The 23,191-nt window shown below is 71.7% G+C and carries 11 protein-coding genes and 1 pseudogene; 3 read left to right on the top strand and 9 right to left on the bottom strand.

Translation table 11 applies throughout. The features are described from left to right. Positions 1-144 precede the first annotated feature (144 nt). The 5 genes from WME97_RS45275 to WME97_RS45255 form a co-directional block, all read right to left on the bottom strand. Positions 145-3,528 carry a protein kinase domain-containing protein gene (locus WME97_RS45275; protein WP_437547297.1) on the bottom strand — a complete coding sequence of 1,128 codons (3,384 nt, stop codon included), beginning with the start codon at positions 3,526-3,528 and terminating at the stop codon, positions 145-147. A gap of 67 nt (positions 3,529-3,595) precedes the next feature. Then, positions 3,596-7,270 (bottom strand): FIST N-terminal domain-containing protein, encoded by a 3,675-nt coding sequence (locus tag WME97_RS45270; RefSeq protein ID WP_437547296.1) that lies wholly within the window; start codon positions 7,268-7,270, stop codon positions 3,596-3,598. A 119-nt stretch (positions 7,271-7,389) separates the two neighbouring features. Then, positions 7,390-8,667: a PP2C family protein-serine/threonine phosphatase gene (locus WME97_RS45265; RefSeq protein ID WP_437547295.1), complete on the bottom strand. Its 1,278-nt coding sequence runs from the start codon at positions 8,665-8,667 to the stop codon at positions 7,390-7,392. Positions 8,668-8,724: 57 nt separating this feature from the next. Beyond that, complete coding sequence (locus tag WME97_RS45260) at positions 8,725-9,747, bottom strand: hypothetical protein (protein ID WP_437547294.1); 1,023 nt, start codon at positions 9,745-9,747, stop codon at positions 8,725-8,727. Positions 9,748-9,978: 231 nt separating this feature from the next. Beyond that, positions 9,979-10,842 (bottom strand): hypothetical protein, encoded by an 864-nt coding sequence (locus WME97_RS45255; protein WP_437547293.1) that lies wholly within the window; start codon positions 10,840-10,842, stop codon positions 9,979-9,981. Between the two features lie 445 nt (positions 10,843-11,287). Between WME97_RS45255 and WME97_RS45250 the strand changes: the two are divergent. Next, a pseudogene (locus WME97_RS45250) lies at positions 11,288-12,996 on the top strand (ABC transporter substrate-binding protein). Between the two features lie 229 nt (positions 12,997-13,225). On the opposite strand, the gene WME97_RS45245 reads toward WME97_RS45250, so the two are convergent. The 3 genes from WME97_RS45245 to WME97_RS45235 all read right to left on the bottom strand — a co-directional run bounded on the left by WME97_RS45245 (position 13,226) and on the right by WME97_RS45235 (position 18,456). Continuing rightward, positions 13,226-15,706 (bottom strand): caspase family protein, encoded by a 2,481-nt coding sequence (locus tag WME97_RS45245; protein ID WP_437547292.1) that lies wholly within the window; start codon positions 15,704-15,706, stop codon positions 13,226-13,228. 783 nt (positions 15,707-16,489) lie between these two features. After that, complete coding sequence (locus WME97_RS45240; protein WP_437547291.1) at positions 16,490-17,581, bottom strand: PEGA domain-containing protein; 1,092 nt, start codon at positions 17,579-17,581, stop codon at positions 16,490-16,492. 416 nt (positions 17,582-17,997) lie between these two features. Further along, positions 17,998-18,456: a hypothetical protein gene (locus WME97_RS45235; RefSeq protein ID WP_437547290.1), complete on the bottom strand. Its 459-nt coding sequence runs from the start codon at positions 18,454-18,456 to the stop codon at positions 17,998-18,000. A 230-nt stretch (positions 18,457-18,686) separates the two neighbouring features. Between WME97_RS45235 and WME97_RS45230 the strand changes: the two genes are divergently transcribed. Next, positions 18,687-19,583, top strand: a complete 897-nt coding sequence (locus WME97_RS45230) for a hypothetical protein (protein ID WP_437547289.1) — start codon at positions 18,687-18,689, stop codon at positions 19,581-19,583. A gap of 540 nt (positions 19,584-20,123) precedes the next feature. Next, positions 20,124-21,011, top strand: a complete 888-nt coding sequence (locus WME97_RS45225; protein WP_437547288.1) for a hypothetical protein — start codon at positions 20,124-20,126, stop codon at positions 21,009-21,011. A gap of 83 nt (positions 21,012-21,094) precedes the next feature. Here WME97_RS45225 and WME97_RS45220 read toward each other — a convergent pair whose 3' ends face one another. After that, positions 21,095-23,188, bottom strand: coding sequence for a hypothetical protein (locus WME97_RS45220; RefSeq protein ID WP_437547287.1), 2,094 nt, complete (start codon positions 23,186-23,188; stop codon positions 21,095-21,097). Positions 23,189-23,191 lie beyond the last annotated feature (3 nt).

Raw genomic sequence — 23,191 nt, 5'->3', positions numbered from 1 at the left:
AGGAAGCGACGCGCACCTGGCCGTCTGCGCCCTCGGCTGGCCGGCGCGACGTTCGCGCGCTGGCGCCGCGTGATGTCGCGGACGCCCTCACGCGCGCCGCGGCGCTCGCGGGGAGCGCGCCACGACGGCGCGGCCCGCCCTGGCTCAGCCTCCTTCCCGCGCCCCGCTCGGCCTCTTGATCGCGATCGTCCGCCGCGCGCCGCCCGCCTCGAGCGTGAGCTCGAGGGTGGCGCCCTCCTGGGCGCTCGGCAGCGCATGACGCATCGCTTCAAAGCTGACGAGCGGCCGGCCGTTGATCGCGACCACCGCGTCGCCGACGCGGACGCCCGCGGCCGCGGCGGGGCCGCGGTCTTCCACGGCGACCACGACGGCGTCTCCGCTCGTCTTCAGGGCGCCTTCGAGCAGCGGGAAGAGGGGGGCCACGGTCAGCCCGAGCGCGCTGACCGTCCTCCGGTAGCTCTGCACGGCGGCGTCGAAGCTCTCCTTGCGCATGCGGTAGCGCGCGACGGCCGCCACCGCGCCGTCGCGCTCCTGGAAGCGCGCGTCGACGCGCTCGGGGGTGGCGAACGCGCCGACCTGCTTCAGGTAGCGGCTCGCCTCGGCCTCCGCCATGCCGGCGCGGCGCGCGCCGCCGCCGTGCGCCTGGATGAAGCCGTACGCCTGCGACCCCGCGAGCGCCGGCACGACGTTGCTCGCGAGCCGGGAGATCGCGTCGGCGCGCGCGACCGCGAGCGCCGCCTCTCGGCTGGGGCCCGAGCCCTCGCCGACCACGAAGATCGCGTCGCCCTCGGCGGTGAACGGCCGGTCCATCCACGGAGGGCTCTCCTCGGCCGGCGGCGCCGCGCGCCACCCCGAGCTCGGCGCGGGCGGCGGGTCCGCCCCGGCGGCGGTGCGCGGGCGTCCCCGGCTCTGGTAGGCGAAGGCCACGGCGAGGACGAGCAGCGCTCCCGCCGCGAACGCCGCGAGCACCCCGCGCGAGCTGGAGCCGCCGGCCGCCGAGACGGCCGTGGCCGGCGGAGACGCCCCCGCCGGCGCCGCTGCGCCCGCGGGCGCCGCTGCCCCTGCGGGCGCCCCCGCCAGGGCCGCTCCGCCTGCGCCCGCCCCCGCCAGCGCCGCTGCGCCTGCGGGCGCCGCTGCCCCTGCGCCCGCCCCCGCCGCCGTCACGTGCCCCCCCGCGGCAGAGCGCTTCGTCGCCGGCTCGGGCGCTCCGGCGAGCGTGGGCGCCGGCTCCGGCGCGGCGCCGAGGCGCTTCAGCGCCGGCCGGAGCCACGGGAACGCGAGCGGCGCGTTGCACCGCTTGCACGGCACGTACGGCTCCCGGTCCTCGCGGGCGGCGTGCGCGGCCTCCTTCACGTCGAGCAGCGTCTGCCGGGGCGCGTTGCACCGCTCGCAGGTGCCCTCGACGATCGCCGAGACCACCTCCGCTCGCAGCGGGGGGCTCTCGGCGGCGAGGTGCTCGAGCAGCACCACGGGACAGCCCTCGATCTGGATCGACGTCACCTCGCCGCCCAGCGCGCGGAGCGACAGCGCGAGCGCCCTCGCGCCCTCGGACGTCACCCCCGCCGCGCCCGCGAGATCGAGCACCAGCGCCCCCTCGATCCCGTCGAGCGCGCGCTTCCACCGGACGTGCGCGTCGAGCTTGCAGCGCACGCGGATGCGCGTCCCGCGCTCGTCGACCGTCTTCTCGATCGCCTCGTGGGTCCCCGCGTCGAGCCGCGCGAGCTCGTCGAGCGCGGCCCGCACGTCCTCCGGCAGATCGATCCCCGCGTGGATCGCCGCGAACGCGAAGTAGCTCTCGGCGTCGTCGTCGAACACCGCCGCCGCGCCGCAGCGCGGGCAGGGGCTCACGGGCGGCTCGTGCGTCCTGACGAGGTGCGCGTCCCTGTCGCAGTCGAACAGCCGGTCGAAGGCGGCGCCGCAGCGCTCGCACCGGTACGGGCCGTAGAACGACACGACGCGCCCGTCCCCGAAGAAGCGGCGGATCATGCTGATCTGGTTCACGATCGGCTCGGTGCAGCGGCCGATGTAGATCTCGGACGCGCTCCGCGACACCTCGGCCAGCATCGCCATCCACTCGCGCACGCCGAACGACGTGACCCGCTGCACCCCGCCCAGATCGAAGAGCACGCGGCCGGAGATGCCGCGCGCGACAGCGAGGCCCTGGAGCTCCTCGGTCATCCGCCCCGACAGCGAGACGATCAGCAGGCTGCCCAGCCTCCGCTTGGTCACCGTGAGGGCCCGCGGCCCGTGCCCGGGCGCCCCCTCGGGCTCCGCGCCCTCCACGCCGGCGCCGGCGTCCGCGAGCGACAGCGCGGGGAGCCTCCTGGAGCGCGGCGGCGTGTCCAGATCCCCCGCGGCGTCGGGCCGCGACGCCGCGAAGAGCGGCGCCGAAAGCTTCGTGGCGACCCCGCCGGGGCGGCCGGTCTCGGCGGCCTGCGGCGCCGCGCCCACGGCGTCGAGCGCGCCCGCGAAGGAGTCCTCGTTCTGGTTCGTCTCCTGCTTCTCGACGATGTGCGATTCGAGGTCCGTTCCCGAGGCGAGCGAGCCCCGCCACACCTCCACGCGCTGGCCGAACAGCTCCGACATGAACGACGACAGGGCGAGCGCCGAGGTGGCGAGCCGCTCCTCCCGGGCGAACGCCTCGAGGTCGATCTGGAGATCCCTCGCGGTCGCGTACCGCTTCTCCCGATCCCGCTCCAGGCACTTGAGCAGGATGCGCTCCAGCCCCGGCGGGTAGTCGGCGCAGACCTCGCTCGGCGGCAGCACGGGGTCCTCCACGATCGCCCGCATCAGCTCGAACTCGGTGGCGCCGCGCCGGAACATCCGGCTCCCCGTCGACATCTCGTAGAGCAGCAGGCCGACCGAGTAGATGTCGCTCCGGCGATCGAGGTGCTCGCTCGTGCACTGCTCGGGCGACATGTACGGGACCTTGCCCTTGAGCGCGCCGTCGCGCGTCTCGTTGACGCGGTTCGCCGCCTTCGCGATCCCGAAGTCGAGGATCTTCACGGCCCCGTCGTAGGTGACGATGACGTTGTGCGGGGACACGTCGCGGTGGACGATGTCGAGCGGCTTGCCGTCGAAGCCGACCTTCTCGTGCGCGTAGTGGAGCCCGGCCGCGACGCCCGCCGCGATGGTGATCGCGTGCTCGATCGGCATCCGCCGGTTCGCCGACCGGAGCGCCTTCCGGACGGTCCTGAGATCCTCGCCGTGGAGGTACTCCATCGCGATGACCGGCACGCCGTCGACGTCCTCGATGTCGTACATCTGGACGAGGTTCGGGTGGTCCAGGGTGGCGGCGATGCGCGCCTCGTCGAGGAACATCCGCACGAACTCGGGGCTGTCGACGAGGTGCGGGAGGATGCGCTTGACCACGCAGATCTTCCTCACGCCCGAGATGCCCGCGACGGAGGCCACCCAGATCTCGGCCATGCCGCCCATGCCGATCTTCTTGATCAGGCTGTACCTGCCGAGCGTGGTGGGGTGGCGCGAGCCGACGCTCATGGGGCCGGCGGCGTGGCGCTCGGTCATTCGACCGCCTCCATCGCGCGGGCCGGCGGCGTCACTTCTCCAGGAGCGCGGCGGGCGGTCATGGTGCTCATCGAGGGCCTTCGGCCTGGGATTTCGCGAAGCTCACGCTGCGGCGCTCACCGCGCGACTCGATCTGGAGGGTCATCGTACCACCGGCCGGCGCGCGCGCCCACGCGTCCGCCGCGGCCTTCCCGAAGATCTCGACCGAATGGACGGGGCGATCGTTGACCGAGAGCACGACGTCCCCCGCGACGACCCCTGGATCCGCGCCGCGCCGCGGGCGCTCCGCCGCGACGACGACGAGCTCGCCGGAGGTGCGTACCCGCGCCTCGAGCTGCGGGAAGAAGCGCGCCACGGTGAGCCCCTGGAACGTGGCGGTCTGGCGGTAGAGCTCCACGGCCGCGTCGAAGCTCTGCCGGGACAGCCTGTACCGCGCGAAGGCGAGCACGCCGTCGCCTTCCCGCCGCACGACGGCATCGACGCGCTCGGGCGTCGCGAACGCGCCGACCTGCGCAAGGAAGCGCCCGGCGATGCGCTCGACGACCTCCGCGCGCTGCGCCGCCCCGGCATCGGCCAGCGGCTGCGCGACGAGGAGCTCGGCCGCGGGAGAGCCCGCGAGCTCCGCGGCGAGGCCGGACGTGAGGCGCTCGATCGCGCCGTTGCGCGCCGCCGCGAGCGCGCCCGACTCGCTGGCCGCGGGGCCGCCGCGGCCGACGACGAGCACGCTCTCGCCCTCGACGACGAACGGCCGCTCCACCCACGCGGGCGGGAGGTCGTCCATGACCGACCAGCCCGCCGTGCCGGGGCCGCTCGCGGGCGGCGCCGGCGCGCGCGCCTCGCCCGCGGGTGCTGCCGAGGCCGCAGGGGCCGAGGCCGCTGGCGCCGCCGAGGCCGCGGGCGCTGCCGAAGCAGCGGGCGCCGAGGCCGCTGGCGCCGCGGCGGGGCCGACGCCGCCGCGCCACGCCGCGAAGCCGGCGGCCGCGAGCGCCACCCCGCCGAGCAGCGCGAGGAACGCCGCGTTGCCGCCCGCGCCCCGCTGCTGCGGCGCGGCGGCGCCCGCGCCGTGCTGCTGCGCCTCGGGCGCCGCGGCCGGCTGCTGCTGCGGGATCGCCGCAGGCAGGGCGGGCGGCGGCGGGACCGAGGGGACGCGCGCCGCGTGGGCGCCGAGGACGTAGAGCAGCGAGCGGGAGCCGTCGAAGGCGAGCGGCGTGTTGCAGCGCTTGCAGGTGACGCTCGGGTCCTGGCCGCCGCGGAGCAGGGGGGCGTGCCGATCGACCTCGACGAGCACCGCGCGGGTCGCGCTGCAGGACGCGCAGCGGCCCTCGATGACCGCGGACTCGATCCGCGCGAGCTCGGGCCACGAGGGGCCCGCCGTGCGCTCGGCGAGCAGCCGGGGACAGCCCTCGATGCGGATCGCCTCGACGGCGCCGTCGAGCTTGCGGAGCGCCGACTCGAAGCGCGCCGCGCCGTCGGCGGTGACCGCGGGGACGTTGCTCAGGTCGAAGACGACCTGGCCCTCGAGGCCGTCGATGATGCGGCTCCAGCGGATCGTCGCGGTCAGCTTGCTGCCCACCTTGAAGCGGGTGACGCGCCCCTCGACGGACTTCTCCACCACGTCGCCGACGGCGGGCTCGTCGGCCCGCTCGAGCTCGAGGAGGATCTCGCGCACCTCCTTCGGGATCGCGCCGACGCCGTGCTGGGCGACGAACCCGAAATACGTCTCCGCGTCGTCGTCGAAGGCGCCGGCGCCTTCGCAGCGGGGGCACACCGCGTCGGGCGGCTTGCCCTCGGCGAGCGAGGCCGCGTCGTGGGCGCAGTCGACGAGGCGCTCGAACTGGGCGCCGCACGACTCGCAGCAGTACGGCGCATAGAACGAGACGACCCGCCCGTTGCCGGCGAACCGCCGGATCATGCTGAGCTGGTTGATGACCGGCTCGGAGCAGCGCGCGAGGTAGAGGGCGCGGAGGCGCGGCTGGGCCGCGTGGATCATCTGGAGCCACTCGCGGACGCCGAACGACGTGATCCGCTCGACGCCGGCGAGGTCGAGCAGGACCTTGCCCTCGAGCTCCCGCGCGAGCGCCGCCCCCTTGAACGCCTCGGTCATGCGCCCGGCGAGCCGGACGACGAGCACGTCGCCGATCGTGCGCTGATCGAACGCGAGGCTGTCGAGGCGGCCGGCGGCGCCGGCGGGCGGCACGCTCCGCGTCGGCGCGGCGCGGTGCGCCCAGGCGGCGGGCGGCGGCCGGTCCACGGTGGTGGGGCTGTGCCCCGACGAGACCGGCCCCGAGGCGGGCTCGGCGCTGTGCGGGCGCGACGCCCTGCGGCCGTTCGGCGGCGGCACGCGGATGGTCGGCCGCGGCTCCTCGCCCTCGGGCCCCGGGGACAGCGGCGACGGTCCGGGCGTCGCGCCCGACGCCGATGCCGGCGCGTCGAAGGCGGTCTCGGACGTGAAGGTCGAGTCCGACGCGATCTCGAGCTCCTCGAACTCCGCCATCCCGCCGGCCGGCTGCGCGACGACGCGCGCCGCCACGGCCGGCGCCCGCTTCGCGGCGCGCGGCCTTCGCTCCCGCGGGCCTTCGCTCCTGGCGAGCGGCGTGGGCGCCTCGGAGAGGACGGTGAGCGTCATGGTCTGGTTGTGCAGGTCGCAGTGGCCGGTCGCGTACGGCGAGATCTCGCCGTACGAGTAGAACCCCGTCACCTGCGTGCCCTTCGGCAGCACGTCCGCCACCGCCTCGACCTCTTCCTCGGTCCGGTCGCCCAGCACGATCCGGCGCCCCACGCAGCTGATCGCGATCGCCAGCGCGCTGTCCCCGCCCGCCCTTCCCGCCTCGCTCGCCGCCCTCGCCGCCTGCTCCGCGCCCCCGATCAGCCGCTCGAAGTCCGCCTTCATCAGCTGCACCAGGTGCCCTCTCGGCACGTCCCCCGCGAACGTCAGCGACTGCGCGTCGTGGTCCACCGCCAGCACCGTCCGCACGAGCGCCTTCTCGTCCTGCGCCGTCGCGCGCAACGCCAGCGGGAACAGGAGCGCCGACGCCGGCAGCTCTGCCGCCTTGTCCCCGAGGTACTCCTTGTACAGCGAGAGCGCCGGGCGGCCGTCGACCTCGTAGAGCACGTTGCCCTCCGAGCGGGTCACCACGCGCTCCGGCCCGAACTTGTCCCAGCCCCCCTTCGACCCGTGCTGGATGACCACGTGCTCGCCGTACAGCCCCACGGCGGCCACGAGCCCGCTGCGCACCACGTCCCCCGCGCACACCCACGTCCGCTTGAACTGCGTCCCGTCCCCGGACAGGCCCCCGGTCACCACCACCGACTCCGGCAGCACCGCGTTCAGCCCGCGCACCAGCTGGCTGCCGTTCACCCCGAGCCCCTCCGACAGCACCAGCACCCCGCGCAGCCCCGGCCGCTCCAGCTTGCGCGCCAGCGCCTGCCCCGCGGCGAACGACGCGGACGCGCTCGCCACCTCCACCTGCGCCGTCGCCAGCGTCGTCCGCTCGAACCGCGCCACCGCCACCGTCAGCGTCCCGTCGCGCACCGACGTGCCCGCGATCTCCCCCGCGCTCGAGCACCCCACCACGTGCGACCGCGGGTACGCCCGCCGCAGCTCGCGGATCGCCCCGGGATCGTCGAGGAGCTCCGGCGCCCCGAACGCCAGCACCAGCGTCCGCTCGCTGTCGAGCACCGGCAGCACCCGCACGGACCACTTCTTGGTGTCCCGATCGTAGTGGAAGGTCTCGAGGATCATGGAGCTCCGCGCTCTCAGGCTACAGCACGCGGGCGACGGCGGGCGCCGGGACGTGACGGGGCGGGCGCCATGATGCGGCGGTCGAGCTCGCTCGTATCCCCTGGCCCTCTACAAAATCCTCACGACACGCGGGCCACGACGAGCGTCACGTCGTCGTCGAGGGCGCGCTCGCCGCGGAACCTGGACACCGCCTCGACGATCGCGTCCCTCGCCTCCTCGGGCGGGCAGGCGGCCACGCTCTGGAAGAGCGATCGCAGCCGCTTCTCGCTGAACTGCTCGCTCGACTCGTTCTCGCACTCGGTCACGCCGTCGGTGAACCAGAGGAGCGCGTCGCCGCCCTCCAGGGCGATGGTGCTCGACGTGTACTCGGCCGAGCTCGCCGCCCCGAGCGGCTCGCCCTGCGCGGCGAGCTGCCGGATCGCGTTGTTCCTGACCAGGTAGGGGAACGGGTGCCCGGCGTTCGCGAGGGTCATCGAGCCGGCGCCGGGGTCGAAGATGCACGCCGCGCACGTCATCAGGAACTTCTGCTGCCCCGCCTCGAAGATCGAGCAGTTCATGACCCGCAGCAGCTGCGCCGGGCTGATCGCCTCGCGCGCGAACGTGCGCACGACGTCGCAGGCGGCCTTCGCCGCCCCCGTGATGATGGCGGACGAGATGCCGTGCCCTGTCACGTCGCCGACGACGGTGAGCAGCCTGCCGTCCGGCAGGTCGTGGAACGTCCACCAGTCGCCGCCGCACTCCGCCGCGGGCTGGAAGTGACTGGCGAGCCGCAGGGAGGGCCGCTCGATGACGTTTTCGCTCGGCACGAGCATCTGCTGGACGGCGCGCGCGACCTCGAGCTGCTTCTTCAGCGACGCCTTCTCCGCCGTGTCGTAGAGCAGCTGCACCAGCCGGTCCCCGAGCGCGACCAGCTGCACGCGGACCTCGTTGATGGCCTCGTCCGAGCCGCTCGCGCCTGCGGCGTCCTGGGTCGCGCTGCCAGGCGCGCCCTGGGTCGCGCCGCCGGGCGCCGCGCCGCTCAGGGAGAAGAGCTCGCCGAGCTTCGACGCGAAGCGCCGCTTGGCCGTGGAGATCGTCGAGCCGACCTCGATCGGCCGCGACGGCTCGACCTGCGAGCTCGCGGCGTCGTGGAAGATGGTCAGCGCGTCCCCGATGGCCACGACGACGCTGCGCAGGCGGTCCCGCTCGGCCAGGAGCTGCCGGTGCAGCGCGCCCATCTCGTTCGTGGAGAGGTCGAGCGAGCGGGTGAGCAGGCTCCGATCGTCGGCGACGTGGCGGTAGTGCTCGCTGATGCGCGCGACCACCTTGTGCCAGGTCTCCTTGTCGGGCGGCGCGTCGAGGTCCTCGAGCCCGAGGCGCCTGAGCTGCCGAGCGAGGAGCGGATCGATCTCAGCCATGGCGCCCGCCTCGGCTGGCTCGCCGTCCTCTCGCGCCGCGCGCGGCGAGCGCGGGCGTCACCACCCGGTCCGCTCCAGCGTCTCGATCGCCGGCGTGGAGCGCTCGAAGAAGTGGAGGGACGCCGGGAGCGAGCGGAACTCGCGCGGGTTGACGTCGAGGTCCCAGAAGGACGTGACCATGGTCGAGGCCATGGGCGAGACGTCGACGACCAGCACGGCGCCGGCCGCGTAGATCTTGAGCATGCCGAGCCCGGCGCCGCCGCCCGAGGTGTCGAGCACGGGGGCGCTCGTCGAGTCGGCGCCGCGGGCGCTCAGGCCGCGGGTGATGCCCTCGAAGACGTGGTGTCGCCGGAGGCCGCCGAACGGATCGTGGGCCTGGAGGGCGAGGTACGCGCCGTCGGTGCCGAGGCGCAGGGTGGGGATCTCGTTCTCCTCGAGCACGAGGTCGCGCCGCCTGTCGTGCGCGTAGCGGGGCCGGCCGCGGCGGTCGACGGGCGCGTCGTACATCGCGTTCATGAGCAGCTCGTGCGCGAGCGAGGCGATCCGCTCGGCGACCCGCGCGGGGGCGCCCGAGCGCTCGGCCCAGTGCGCGACCTCGGCGACGGTGCGGTCGCGGTCGTCGCTCGTGCGGGGGCGCCATTTCACGATGGTGGCGCCCCAGGAGAGCAGGTCGGAGAGCCGAGGCGGCAGGGCGAGCGGCTTGAGGATGCGGCGGACGGCGAGGGCGATCTCCCAGGGCCGCGGCATGGAGGCGAAGCTCGGCCAGCCGACGATGCTGGAGAGGCGGGGCTCCTTCAGGGCGGCGTGGAGGATCGCGTCGGTGCTGCCCGAGGTCCACACGAGCAGGTGCATGCTGGGGTATCGCTCGGCCACCCACTCGAGCGCGAGGTCGAGATCGGCGGCGTCGCAGCCGAGCAGGAGGGGTCGCTCGGACAGCCGGGCGCGCAGCTCGGCGGGATCGCTGGCGACGGGGACTTCCTGCAGGCCGGAGGCAGCGGACATCGCGCGGGCGATGCGCTGGCCGACGACGCGGTTCCGCTCGAGGACGGCGATCGTCGCTTTGGGAGGAGAGGCGCTCAAGGGCTCACCGCGGGTTATCCCCCTGGGCAGCCGCTGCCCTGGGGGTGGACACGGCCCATTACATCACAGCGCGCGTCCGAGAGGTGCCGTGAAGACGCCGAGCCGCCGCGTGGGCGTGGAGGCGCGGGGCACGCTCGCCCCCGCCGGCGACCGCACACGCGGAGGCTGCGGCGCCGCCGAGCCCCGGATCCGGGCCCTGCACGGCATTCCTCCGTCGAGCCGCCGTGCCGGTCACCGGACGCACTGAGACCAGGCCGTCTTGTTGTTGACGGTGTGCTGCTCCCAGTCGAGCGTCGTTGGATTGTACTCGAGCCAGGCGCCATCGGTCCAGTTGTTCGACGTGAAGGGCCCGCCCAGCCCTGTCATGCCGCACGCCACCCCGCCGACCGAATTGCTCGCCAGAGGATCGATGCGATGGTTGTTGCCGGCGAGCCACTGCCATGCGCCGTAGTTTTGCGGCACGTCCACGCAGATGGCCTTCACCGTGGCCGTCACCGGGGTATCCACGCCCGTGGTGCTGACGCCCTCGAGGAACCATTCGCCCGAGGCATCCTTGCGCACCCTCGCGTAGTCCGTGATCCAGTTGTTGAACCTGAACGCGCCGTTGCTGATCACCTGCGTGAGGAAGCACCGCCGTGACGACGTTCCGAATCCCATGCTCGTCGGCAGGCCCTCCCCCGGTCCCCAGGTCCAGGTGTATTGACCCGTCCTGTTCTCCGCCGTGTTGACGCACACGGCGTTGGCGCCCAGGTTCTGGCCGCTGGCGGCATCGACCTCGAGGATCCAGTCGCCGCCAGACCGCTGTACGCGCACCGCGGCCTGAGAGCTGGCCCCGAGCTTGCCCCAGACGCCTGCGAGGAAGCACGTCCGGTCGACGTCCGTCCCCAGGTTGAGGTCGCAGCTCCCGCCGCATCCCCAGCTGTGCCCCGACCAGCCGATCGCCGCCTGGGCCTCCCCGACGGGCTCGTCCAGGGTCCCGTCGCCCTCATCGCCCATCTCGCTCACGCAGCCCAGCGCCAGGGGAGCGACGATCAGCGCCAGCGCCGAGCCGAGATGAGCGCTCCAGGGCTTGTTCATCAGCGGATTCGATCTCATGGGAGGAGCTCCTTGGCAGAGGGGAAGTGAATCGATTTCAAGTTCAGGACAACACTACGACCTCTATCGTTTTCAACGATGGTTTGTCAACATGGTTAACTTTCGAGCAGCGCCTCCTCTGCGACATGAAGCATGAAGGAGGAGATCCGGAATCAGCGAGCACCACGCGCGGGTGAGCCCCCTGCTCGCCTGTGCCTGTCCGGCTCCGGCTCCGGCGCGCGCGGGCCCGCGACCTGCTCGACCAGGCCACGTCTGCGCGTTGACACCCACATGACTTAACCGGTAAAGTGTTCCATGCCATGCCGAGCGCGGCATGGAGGACCTCGCGCGGCCGTCCGTCGTCCCTTGTCTGCCGGGCGGCGGCGCCGGGCGCTGTCACGGAGATGGAGCGTCGCGGGGACTCGGCGTCGCCCGCGCGGAGAGGCTTGTCATGAAGACTGGACTTATGTCGCGTCGCATCTTCTTTCTATCGGCGCTGATGCTTTCCGCCAGCGCCGCCGCGGGCTGTTCTTCCAAGGAGAAAGCCGAGGCGGCGCGTGGCGCTCCGGAGGGGTCGGCGGCGTCCGCGTCGAAGCCTGCGGCGAACGGCGCCTCGATGGTCACGATCTCGAGGGAGCAGCAGGCTTCCTGGGTGCGGAGCTTCAACCCCCTGCTCGCCGAGGGGAGCGTGCGATTCCCGACGCTCGCCGGCATCTACGAGCCGATGCTCATCTTCAACACGATGAAGGGCGAGTACACGCCGTGGCTCGCCACGAAATACGCGTGGAGCGACGGGAACAAGAGGCTCACCTTCACGACCCGCTCCGGCGTCCAGTGGTCGGATGGACAAGCATTCTCGGCGAAGGACGTCGTGTTCACGTTCGAGCTCCTGAAGAAGCACGCCGCGCTCGATCTCTCGGGGTGTGGAAGTTCGTCGAGTCCGTGAAGGCGACGGACGACACGACGGTGGAGTTCGCGTTGAAGCGGCCGTACGTCCCGGGGCTCAGCTACATCGGCCACCAGCCGATCGTGCCGGAGCACAAATGGAAGGATGTTGCCGATCCGGTCACGTACGCGAACGAGAACCCCGTGGCGACGGGGCCGTTCACCGAGATCAAGACCTTCCAGAACCAGGTGTACGAGCTCGGGAGGAACCCGAACTACTGGCAGAAGGGGAAGCCGGCCGTCGATGGGCTCCGCTTCCCGGCGTATCCGGGCAACGACCAGGTCAACCTGGCGATCATCAACGGCGAGGTCGACTGGGCGGGCGCGTTCGTCCCCGAGATCGAGAAGGTCTATGTCGCCAAGGACCCGGCGAACCACCATTACTGGTTCCCGCTCGTCGGCGGCATGGCCACACTCTACCCGAACAGCACGAAGAAGCCGTTCGACGACGTGCGCGTGCGCAAGGCGATCAGCATGGGCATCGATCGGGCGCAGATCGTGAAGATCGCGTCCAACGACTACACCCAGCCGGCGGACGCGACGGGGCTCGACGACTCCTACGAGCGCTGGCGCAACCCGAAGGCCGTGGCGGCGGGCGACTGGGTGAAGCTCGACGTGGCGAGGGCGAAGCAGCTCCTCGACGAGGCCGGGTACGCGCCGGGCCCGGACGGGATCCGGGTGAAGGACGGCAAGCCCATGCGCTTCGAGATCAACGTCATCACCGGCTGGTCCGACTGGGTCCGCGCGGTCCAGATCATGACGCAGAACCTCAAGCAGCTCGGCATCGACGCCTCGCTCAAGGCGTACGATTTCAGCGCGTTCTTCGAGGCGCTCCAGAAGGGCACGTTCGACATGTCGATGGGGTGGACCACCGTCGAGCCCACGCCCTACAACTACTATCGAGATCTCATGTCCGCGGAGCTCGTGAAGCCCGTCGGCGAGGCGAGCGCGCGCAACTGGCACCGCTACGGCGACAAGGAGGCCGACAAGCTGTTCCAGCAGTTCGAGGCAGCGACGGAGTCAGCGGAGCAGAAGCGCATCCTGGACGAGGTGCAGGTGCTCTACGCGCAGAACGCGCCGGTGATCCCGCTCTTCAAGAACCCGTCCTGGGGCGAGTACAGCACGAAGCGCTTCACCGGCTTCCCCACCAAGGAGAACCCGTACGCCAAGCTGTCGCCGAACAACCCGCCGGAGTACCTGCTCGTCCTCACGGAGATCAGGCCGAAGTGACGCGCCGCGGGCCTCCGCGGGGGGCACCGCGAAGGCCTCGCCGACGGTGATCTCCTGCAGGTGCCCCTCCTGACAAATCTCCTCATTCTGTTCACATTTTTAACGAAAAGAAATTGAACAGGGAGGCGGGGAGACGGGGAGATTCATGAGATTTTACTCCCCGCCTCCCTGTGAATTCCACCTCACGTGCGAGCGCCGCCACCCACTTCTCTTCTGCGCTGGCCGCGCCTCAGGCGGCCCTTAGCCCGAGAGCGAAGTCCTTGCGCCGGACGGCCCGGATCACCTCCGGAACAACCGAGGTGGCGATCCCGATGGCGAGCGGCAGCCACTTCTCTTCTCCCTCGGCGCCCCCGGCGGGCAGCTGGCTCGCCGCCGGCGGGGCCAGCTCGAAGGAGACGTCTTTGCCTCGGATGGCGCTGATCATGCCCGGCACCGCGCTGATCGCAGCGGGGACAGCCGCCCGCGCCAGCGCCGCCACCCACTTCTCCTCGGCGTCTGCAGTATCGCCGTTACCGGCGTACACACCGTTGGCGGCCCCGGCTTCCGGCGCGAAGTCCTTGCGCCGAGCCGCCCGGATCACCTCCGGAACGACCGATGTGGCGATCCCGATGGCGAGCGGCAGCCACTTCTCTTCGCCTTCGGCGCCGCCAGCCGGCAGCCGGCTCGCCGCCGGAGCGGCTTGCTCGAAGGAGGCGTCTTTGCCTCGGATCGCGCTGATCATGCCCGGCACCGCGCTGATCGCGGCTGGCACAGCCACCCGCGCGAGCGCCGCCACCCACTTCTCTTCCACGCCTGCGGGCTCTCCGTCACCGGTGTTGTACCCACCGTCCGTGGCGGGCGCTTCGGGCGCGAAGTCCTTGCGCCGGACGGCCCGGATCACCTCGGGGACGAGCGATGCGGTGACGCTGGCGGCGAGGCCTATCCACTTCTCTTCGCTCATTTGCACGGGATCCGTCGGCGCTCCCGCCTGCGCTCTCATGCCCGTGTTCGCCTGTGGGGCCCCGGCGCCTGTCGCCTGGGACGTCACGCCTTGCTGCCGCGGCGCGGCCACGCCGGCGGGCGCAGCCCCGGCCGGGCGCTGCTGCGGCTGCCAGCCTTCACCGTCGGCGCCGCCACGAGGCAGCCTGCTCGCCGCCGGCGAGGCCTGCTCGAAGGAGGTTTCTTTGCCTCGGATCGCGCTGATCATGCCCGGCACCGCGCTGATCGCGGCTGGCACAGCCACCCGCGCGAGCGCCGCCACCCACTTCTCTTCCGCTGCGGTGTCGCCGTTGCCGGCGTACACACCGTTCGCGGCTCCCGCTTCAGGCGCGAAGTCCTTGCGCCGGACGGCCCGGATCACCTCCGGGACGAGCGATGCGGTGACGCTGGCGGCGAGGCCTATCCACTTCTCTTCGCTCATTTGCATGGTATCCATCGAAGCGCCCTCCTGTTCTCTCCTGTCCGTGTTCACCGGCGCTGCGGCCGCGGGGCCTGTCGCCTGGGACGTCGCGCCTTGCTGCCGCTGCTGTCCGCCCGCCGCGGCGGCCGGCGGCGTCGCGGGCCGCGCCGTGGCGCCCGCGGGGGCTGCCTCGGCCGGGCGCTGCTGCTGCGTCGCGGGCCGCGCTGCTGTTGCGCCCGCGGAGGCCTGGGGCTGCCGTGGCTGCCCCTCCGCCGGCGTGGTCGGCGACGTCGCGGCGGCGCCGGTCGCCGGCCTGGCGTTCGGCGGTGAGCTGGGCGCTGCGCCGCCGGCCGTGGCCGTCGTGGGCTGGGCGCTCTTCGCGGCGCCCTTCGCGGGCTGGCCTCGGGCCTCGGCCGGCGCGGCGGCTGCGGCTCCCGCCAGCGTCAGGAAGCTCGACTCAGCGAGGCCGGCCGGCTCCGCCGGCATTTTCAGGAGCGGAGTCTGCCGGAACCCCATCTCCTGGAGCTTGGCGCGGACGCCCTCGTGCACCTCGGCGATCGACGGCTCGTCGCCCGCGGCGCCGAGCGCTTGCTGCAGCGCGAACGAGAAGGCCGACAGGCCCTCGGTCGCCGAGGTCGAGGCCGCCGCCGTCTCGTTCTCGGAGCAGGCCGAGAGCAGCAGTCCATTGAAGGTGAGCTGTTCGGTCTCGTCCCCCCCGCCTTCGCCCGGCGCGGCCGCCTTCCCCGCGGCGGTCGCCTCCCGGCCCAGCACCAGCCGCTTGACGCCCGCGTCGCTCGCGACCTGCACGCCGCCGAAGGGCCGCGGGACGAGCGGCCTGCCGATGAGGCTCTTTTGCTGCTGCTGCGCGTCCTGCGGCGGTGACCACGCTTTGCTGCGCGCGAGCTCGACGCGCCCGCCCATCGCGACCTGCTTCTGCATCCCGCCGGAGAAACAGGAGTCGAGCACCACCGTGAGCACGCCGGGCGGGGCTGTCTGGCTGAGCTCGCTCAGGCGGTCGTCGAACAGGAACTGCATGTCGCCGAGGACCAGGCACTCTTCGAGGTTCTCGCCGCGCGGCTGCTGAAAGCCATGGCCAGAGTAGAAGAAGACCAGCCGGTCATCCGGGCCGACATTCTCGAATAGCCAGGCGAGCCCCGCCTCCACGTTGGCGACGGTGGCGTCACCATCGTAGAGCTCCTTGAACTCACTGAAGCCGTAGCGCTCGCTCAGCAGCGAACGGAACTTGGCCGCGTCCTCGAGGCAGCTCGGGAGGTTGTTCTCCTCGTTGCCGTAGTTGTTGATCGCCGTCAATAACGCTCTCTTCGATGCCATGTGCATACCTCCTGTCAAAAGCGTCGCGAGGCCGGGCCCGCGTGACGGTCAGGCGCTCTTGATAGCGTCGCCGGGCACGCTGGTGGACCTCGCTTCACTCAACCCGTGAGGGCCCGCCCCTGCCGCCGCGTGGAGATCGGGAGACAAGGGAGCGAGCGAGCGCCCAGACGGCCTGCTTTCGAGCCACCTGGGCACGGTGTCATCAGGCATTTCGAGGGTCGCAAACGAGTACGTCGCACCCTCGAGTACGTCGCACCCTCGAACGGATGTGCTCGAGACGGCCGACACATCAGGGCGCGTCGGCCTGGCACGCCTGAGATGACCGCACACCTCGAGGCGCCCCTCGTTATGTCCAATCGAGATCCGGGTCCACGATCCGCCGATTTTCGCAAGCCCTGCTCGTCGTCCGCCGTACAGAGCGACACAGGGAGCGGGACGATCGACGAGCACTCGACATGCCAAGCTTCGAGGCTGCACGTGCTCGAGAGGGCCCCTCCGGACGATGACAGACGCGCTACGCCTCGTCGCCCGAATGTTTCACGAGCGCTGCCGTCGCCTCCGGTTCGTCGTGCGACTTACGGAGTGCACGGGGCAAAGAGCCTCAGTGTGGCGTTCCTGAGTGCTGTCTGGCGCGACGCCCTCGCGAGCGGGGGCTTCTCCTGTTCGTCGCAGCAGGGGCGGGCGCACCGAGATAAGAAGAGCTCGTCGAGCGCGAGGGAGCTCATCTGCAGGAAGCGAGCTAGAGTGGCGGCTGGCGAGGGGGGTGCGTCACGGGTGGCGGACTCACCACGCCCCGAGCGCCACAACGCCGATCTGCTGGGCCGTCGTCACCGGCAAGACATGGAGGGCGGCCGGCGCCGCCTTCGCTCGCGGGGACGAGGAGCCCGCGAAGAAGGACACCACGGTCGCAGCGCCAACGACGACCCCCGTCGCGACAAGGGCGGCCCCGAGGGCGCGGGACGTGTCGCGCTGGACGCGCAAGCGGTGGAGCTCGGGGCATGCGGAGGGCTGCGGCACCTGGCGGCACGCGTCCGAGGTCCATGCTGGATCGCGGTCGAGGCCGTCGCCGCGCTCATCGATGTCTCCATCGAGGACGTTCGCCCGGAGCATGAAGACAGTCCCTGAGGAGATGGCGGCCGTCGTGACGGCGAGCCCCGCGATCCGAAGTGTTCCCGGCCACGACGCCCAGGGCCCCGGCGGGGCCGCGGCCGGCGCGACCGGTTCGCTCTTCTTGGCGCTCGGCTCGGGGGCGGGCGGGGGCGGTGGGGCCACGCGCGAGAGCGTCAGCGTCGCGCCGACCGTCGCCCCGCCGGCGATCTCGACCCGATGAGAGAGCTCCTCGTATCCCGGCAGGCGGGCCCGGAGCGTGTGTTTTCCCGGATCGACGAACAGCTCGAGGACCGTGGCTCCCGTGCCGATCGGCTCGTCGTCCAGGAGAACCTCGGCGTCGGGCGGGGCGGCAGCCACGTAGATCCTTCCGACGTGCTCCAGCGCCTTGTTGAACCCGGCCGTGAACCGGCGGACGAGCGGCTCCTTCAGGGCGGCATCGTGTTCGAGGCTCTCCCCCAGGTGCTCGGCGGCCTCCCGGTGCTTGCCCTGCTCCAGCTCGGAGAGCCCGAGATACCCGAGGACCTCGGCCAGCTGCACCTCGGTCATCCCGGCGGCGTCGGGCGCCGCCAGGGCGGCCTCGAAGCGCGCCTCGGCGTCCGCCCACCGCCGCCCGAAGAAGGCGATCCGCGCCTGCTGGCGCAGCGCCGCGGCCGCCGGCGGCGCCCCTCCGGGCGGCGGCGCCGCGCGCGAGGGGCCCGTGGCGCTGATCAACGCGCCGAGAAGGCAGCACCGCAACAGGACCGACCGCAAGCGCAAGCGCGTCATAGACAGCTCACCTTATCAACGGCATCGCCAGCCCGGCAACGGCACGCGCCGGGGCCGCGGCGCGCGTTGGCACGACGATTTTAACGTCGTCTCTGGAATGCAAGCGACCGAGGCCCCGGCGTGCCGTCGTCCCCTCGCACGCACGGCAAGGGCGCTCCGGACGAGCGGCCGCGCCTCGGAAGCCTGAGCGCCCGGCGGCGAGGGTCGGTTCTGCGGCGCTTCGTCGACAGGCTCGGCGTCAGACGCCGCGCGGTCTTCATCGAGCCTCGCTGTCCCAGGCCCAACGCCGGTCCAGCACAGTGAGGCAGAGGGGTAGATTCGACCCCTACTCGCCTTCTTCGATCAGCACCGAGCACGAGTCTCTCGGTCTGGCGAGCCATCTCATCGCCAGCCCGATCGGCCGCATCCGTCAACGGTCACGAGAGCACTTCGATGGCCGTCGTCGCCCCAAGGACGTTATCGATCCAGCGGTCGAGGGTCGCCATGTCCGTGCATGCCTGGACGCGCGCTCTCTCGCTCTCGCTGAGCACGATCCCGGCCCGCGCGAGCAACCGAAGCAGGGTGTCCCTCTTGCCTTCGAGCTTCCCTTCGAGCTTGCCTTCACGCATGCCCTTGAGCTCGCCCTCACGGAGGCCCTCGAGCTTGCCGCGATCGATGAGCTTCTGCACGAACGGGGGCAACGTCGCCTCGCCTTCGATCTGCCGTTCCATGACCAACGCCTCCAGAGCCCACCGCATGGGCTCACGCAACCCGTTCCAGATGACCTGAAAGTAGACCATCGCGTGCTCCTGGTCGAGCCGACCGAGGGCAACGAGCGCCGCCTGAACCACGGTGAGCCCGTTCGGCCCGTTGCCGTGCGCCACCGCCGACAGCACGGCGAGCTCCGCCTCCTTCTCGGCCTCGGCAGGGTCGGTGATCTAGGGGACGACGGCCGGACCGAGCACTGAGCGTCGGGGCACCCGTGGTTCACATGGCGTGACGACCTCACGTCTCTCCCCGGAATTCATGAGTGCGAGGGCGCCGCTCGGCCCATGCGGGCCCCACCGCATGAGCCTGGCGCGCCACGCAAATCCAGCATGATTGCAACCACTCGTGAGACCACTCCATGCCCTCTGTGACCCATGAAGCCCTGGTGGAGCTGTTCAAGAACCGGCCGACACTGGCCGCCGAGATGCTGCATGACGCGCTCGGCCATCCGGTCCCGACCTTCACGGAGGCGCGCGTCGAGTCCTCCGATTTCACCGAGATCGTGCCCTCCGATCGCCGCGCGGACGTCGTCGTCGTGCTGCTGGTCGGCGAGCAGCAGCGGCCCGCGATGGCCATCGTGGTTGAGGTCCAGCTCGGCGTGGACCCGGACAAGCCCTACGTCTGGCCCGTGTACGTCACCCAGACGCGCGCCAGGCACCGCTGCCCGACCCGGCTGCTGGTCGTGACGATCGGCGCGGCGATGGCGCGGTGGAGCGCGCGGCCGATCGACACCGGCCACCCTGGCTGGACGCTGACGCCGCTGGTGCTCGGGCCCCAGGGCGTCCCGGTCGTCACCGACGCCGAGCAGGCGAAGGCGGCGCCCGAGGTGGCCGTGCTCTCGGCGATGGCGCACGGACAGAGCGAGGCGGCGGAGGCGATCGGCGAGGCGTTCTTCGCGGCGGCGGCCGGGCTCGATGAGGAGCGCCGGGCCGTCTACGGGGATCTGGTGCTATCCTCGCTGAACGCAGCGGCGAGGCGGAAGTTGGAGGCGATGATGAAGAGCGGTTACCAGTTTCAGAGCGAATTCGCGCGCGGCTACGTGGCGAAGGGCCGGCAGGAAGGCCGGAAGGAGGGAATCCTCGAAGCCAAGGCGCAGGCCGTGCTCGCCTTCCTCGAGGCCCGCGGGCTCGAGGTCCCCGCCGAGGTCCGGGAACGCGTCCTCGCGAGCACCGACATCGACGAGCTGGACCGCTGGATCCGCCGCGCCGCCGTGATCAGCGACGCCCAGGAGCTCCTCGCCACGACCGGCTCCTGAGAGCGCCCCAGGAGCGGACAAGCGCGCTGCTGCTGTCCTGGCAGGCGATGGCAGGCCGGCCGGGCACCATCCTACTTCTCCGCGCTCGCCTCCTTCAGCGCCGGCGGCAGTGGCGGTAGCCACGGACGCGAGCGATACCCGGGCTTCCGGCACGATACGATCGGCATCGTCTCGCTTTTCAGAACGAAAGCACACCGCTCTTGCCATGTCGTCCGAGTGAGGGCGCCGGGAGTCCAAGCCGGAGCTGAATCGGAGGGCCAGCTACGCAAGAGCCACACCGGACGCCATGTCCGAGGCCTCGGTACGGCGTTGGCGACCGTCGAGGGCTTGATTCCGCTCGTGCGCCCGAGCGCCCTCCCCTCTCGTTCAGCCCCGTGCCATGACCGTCGGCGCACACGCGGGTCACACGGCGTGATGACCTCACGGAGCTGCCCGGAATTCATGAGTGGGAGGACGCTGCTCGGCCCATGCGGGACCACCGCAGGAGCCTGGCGCGCCACGCAAATCCAGCATGATTGCAACCACTCGTGAGACCACTCCATGCCCTCAGTGACCCATGAAGCGTTAGTGGAGCTGTTCAAGAACCGACCGACGCTGGCCGCCGAGATGCTGCACGACGCGCTCGGCCATCCGGTCCCGACCTTCACGGAGGCGCGCGTCGAGTCCTCCGACCTCGCCGAGTTCATGCCCTCCGACCGCCGGGCGGACGTCGTGGTCGTGCTGCTGGTCGGCGAGCAGCAGCGGCGCGCGATGGCCATCGTGGTCGAGGTCCAGCTCGGCGTGGACCCGGACAAGCCCTACGTCTGGCCCGTGTACGTCACGCAGACGCGCGCCAGGCACCGCTGCCCGACCCGGCTGCTGGTCGTGACGATCAACGCGAAGATGGCGCGGTGGAGCGCGCGGCCGATCGATACGGGTCATCCCGGATGGACGCTGACGCCGCTGGTGCTCGGGCCCCAGGGCGTCCCGGTCGTCACCGACGCCGAGCAAGCGAAGGCGGCGCCCGAGGCGGTCGTGCTCTCGGCCATGGCGCACGGGCAGAGCGAGGTGGCCGAAGCGATCGGCGTGGCCTTTTTTTCGGGGGCGGCGGACGAGCTCGATGAGGAGCGCCGAGCCGTCTACGGGGACCTGGTGCTATCCTCGCTGAACGCAGCGGCGAGGCGGAAGTTGGAGGCGATGATGAAGAGCGGTTACCAGTTTCAGAGCGAATTCGCGCGCGGCTACGTAGCGAAAGGTCGGCAGGAGGGAATCGTCGAAGCCAAAGCGCACGACGTGCTCGCCATCCTCGAGGCCCGGGGGCTCGAGGTCCCCGCCGAGGTGCGGGAACGCGTCCTCGCGAGCACCGACATCGACGAGCTGGACCGCTGGATCCGCCGCGCCGCCGTGATCAGCGACGCCCGGGAGCTCCTCGCCACGACCGGCTCCTGAACCAACGCGCCGGGCCCCAGGAGCAGCCGAGCGCGCCGCCCCTCTCGCCAGACGGCGATGCAGGGGGTCCCCTGCACGCCACCCTATTTCTCCGCGCTCGCTTCCTTGAGCGGCGGCGGCAGCGCCGGCAGCCCCGGCCGCGGACGATACCCCGGCTTGCGATACGACAGGATCGGGATCGCCTCGTTCTTGTACGGCGCGCGCTCCCCCGGCTTCGGGCACTGATCTCGCACCCAGTACACGTCGTACGCCACGATCTCGTCCTCCGGCCGCCCGGTCCGCTCATGATACCTGAGCAGGTAGTCCTGGAGGCCCGGCTTGCGAAATGCCTTGTTCCGATCGAGCCGGATCCGGTTGAAATAGTCCTGCTGGATCTGCCCGAGCCCCAGCCCCCGCGCGTCGGAGAGGTTCAGATCCGGCGGGAGCCCGGTGAACGGATCCACATGCCGGCCGTCGACCGTGATCGCGTCCACGCTGATCGACCCGTCCTCCGTGATCGGGTTCGGCGCGAACATCCCCCACCCCTGGAGGATGCGCGGATACACGATCGTCGCCTGCACGAACTTCGGCTGAGTGTGCTTGAGGAACGCCGGTACGCTCTTGTTCTCGTTGATGGCCTGGCTCACCGCGCAGAGCCCGAGGTACGCGACAAGCGCCTCCCGCGCGATCGTCCTTCCGCGGGCGATGCGCTCCGCGAGCGGCGACGGGCTCTCCGCCACGCACGCTGCCTTCCCGCGCGGCGCCCGATCCAGCCCGAAATACCGCGCGATCCCGTCGCGCCGCCTCGAGACGACCCCGAGCAGCGCGCCCGGCGCGCCGAGGGCCAGCGCCCAGACGAACGGCCAGGCAAAGCGACCTCCGGGGAGCGCCTGCACGATCTCGCGCAGCGCCGCCGCTCCGCGGAACACCCGCCCATCCGCCGGGTCGCTCGCGTCGCGCACCTCGAAGAGCTCCGGCCGGGGCTCCCCTCCCCCGGCCGCCTCCGCGCCGCCCGCCGGGACAGCGCGCGCCTCCTCGAACCGGAGCAGCTCCAGCGCATCGAGCCGGACAAGGAACCGCATGAGCGCGAACGCGAGCGGTGAATCGCCGTCATAAACGACGACCCGGGGCTCCGCGCGGCGGCGATACCAGCGCGCGAGCGCGTCCCAGTGCTGCGCCGTGGGCAGCAGGAACGACCAGGCGATCATGAACCACGAGAACGGGCCGAGGCGCATCATCACCCCGAACGTCCCGTGCAGCGCCCACATCCCCCCCATCGCGAGCGCCCGCGTGAAGCGGCGGCCATAGGGCGAGAGGATCCACGTGATGAGCAGCGCCTCGAGCACGAGCACGCCCCAGGTGAGCCCCTTCATCGCCCAGAAAGGGATGAGCTCCCGCGCGAGGACGGCGAGCCCGGTCACCATGCGATCGAGGTGCAAGACGTAATGCACCGTCTCGCCGCGACGCCAGATCTGGCCCGACTTGTTGACGACGTTGAAATAATAGATGGTCGCCAGGTTCAGGATCGCGAGGAGCACGATCCCCGAGACGTACGGCCGCTCGGCCCACTCGGGGCGCCTCCGATCCGCGAGATCGGCGGCCGTCCGCTCCCGCCGCTCGCGGTACGAGCGGATCAGCGCGTCGACGGAGAAGCGCCTGCCGGTCGGCATGAACATGGCCCAGCAGGTGATGATGTTCACGACGACATAGCCGCCGTTCTCGATCATGACGATCCGGTTGTCCCTGCTCGCCACGAGCACGAACGACAGGATCGAGAACAGCCGCGTGTTCCATCCGACGAAGTAGCAGAGGAAGCAGAAGAGCGAGAGCGCGAACGCGACGTGGACCTCTGCTGTCGACGAGAACGCGTGATACAGGCTGAAGTTGTATCCGCTGCTCGGATGGAAGAGGTGATAGTGGTTGGTGAGCACCCCGTCGTTGCTGTAGATCCAGCTCGCCTCGGCCCAGTGGCGCACGCAGTCGGCCGAGAGGAGGAAGCCGAGCACCAGCCTGAACAGGCCGAGCGTGCGGACGTCGATGGTGCAGTAACGCTCCTTGATCCAGCGCCCCACGCGCCGGAGGCGCCCCTCCGCCGGACGCTTTGGAGCCCCGCCCTCGGGCGCAGGCGGCGCGCCCTCACCGCTTCCGAGCGCCGCGTCGGGTTCCGCGGCGCTCGGGTCCTCGTCAGGCCGACCCATCCG

It is taken from the genome of Sorangium sp. So ce367 (assembly GCF_051520455.1).
Lineage (GTDB): Bacteria > Myxococcota_A > Polyangia > Polyangiales > Polyangiaceae > Sorangium > Sorangium cellulosum_B.
This window is presented reverse-complemented; position numbering and strand designations above follow the sequence as displayed.

Bases quoted from the DNA above. Each gene is read 5' to 3' on its own strand.
- WME97_RS45275 (WP_437547297.1), bottom strand. From the start codon at position 3,528: ATGACCGAGCGCCACGCCGCCGGCCCCATGAGCGTCGGCTCGCGCCAC.
- WME97_RS45270 (WP_437547296.1), bottom strand. From the start codon at position 7,270: ATGATCCTCGAGACCTTCCACTACGATCGGGACACCAAGAAGTGGTCC.
- WME97_RS45265 (WP_437547295.1), bottom strand. From the start codon at position 8,667: ATGGCTGAGATCGATCCGCTCCTCGCTCGGCAGCTCAGGCGCCTCGGG.
- WME97_RS45255 (WP_437547293.1), bottom strand. From the start codon at position 10,842: ATGAGATCGAATCCGCTGATGAACAAGCCCTGGAGCGCTCATCTCGGC.
- WME97_RS45245 (WP_437547292.1), bottom strand. From the start codon at position 15,706: ATGGCATCGAAGAGAGCGTTATTGACGGCGATCAACAACTACGGCAAC.
- WME97_RS45240 (WP_437547291.1), bottom strand. From the start codon at position 17,581: ATGACGCGCTTGCGCTTGCGGTCGGTCCTGTTGCGGTGCTGCCTTCTC.
- WME97_RS45230 (WP_437547289.1), top strand. From the start codon at position 18,687: ATGCCCTCTGTGACCCATGAAGCCCTGGTGGAGCTGTTCAAGAACCGG.
- WME97_RS45225 (WP_437547288.1), top strand. From the start codon at position 20,124: ATGCCCTCAGTGACCCATGAAGCGTTAGTGGAGCTGTTCAAGAACCGA.
- WME97_RS45220 (WP_437547287.1), bottom strand. From the start codon at position 23,188: ATGGGTCGGCCTGACGAGGACCCGAGCGCCGCGGAACCCGACGCGGCG.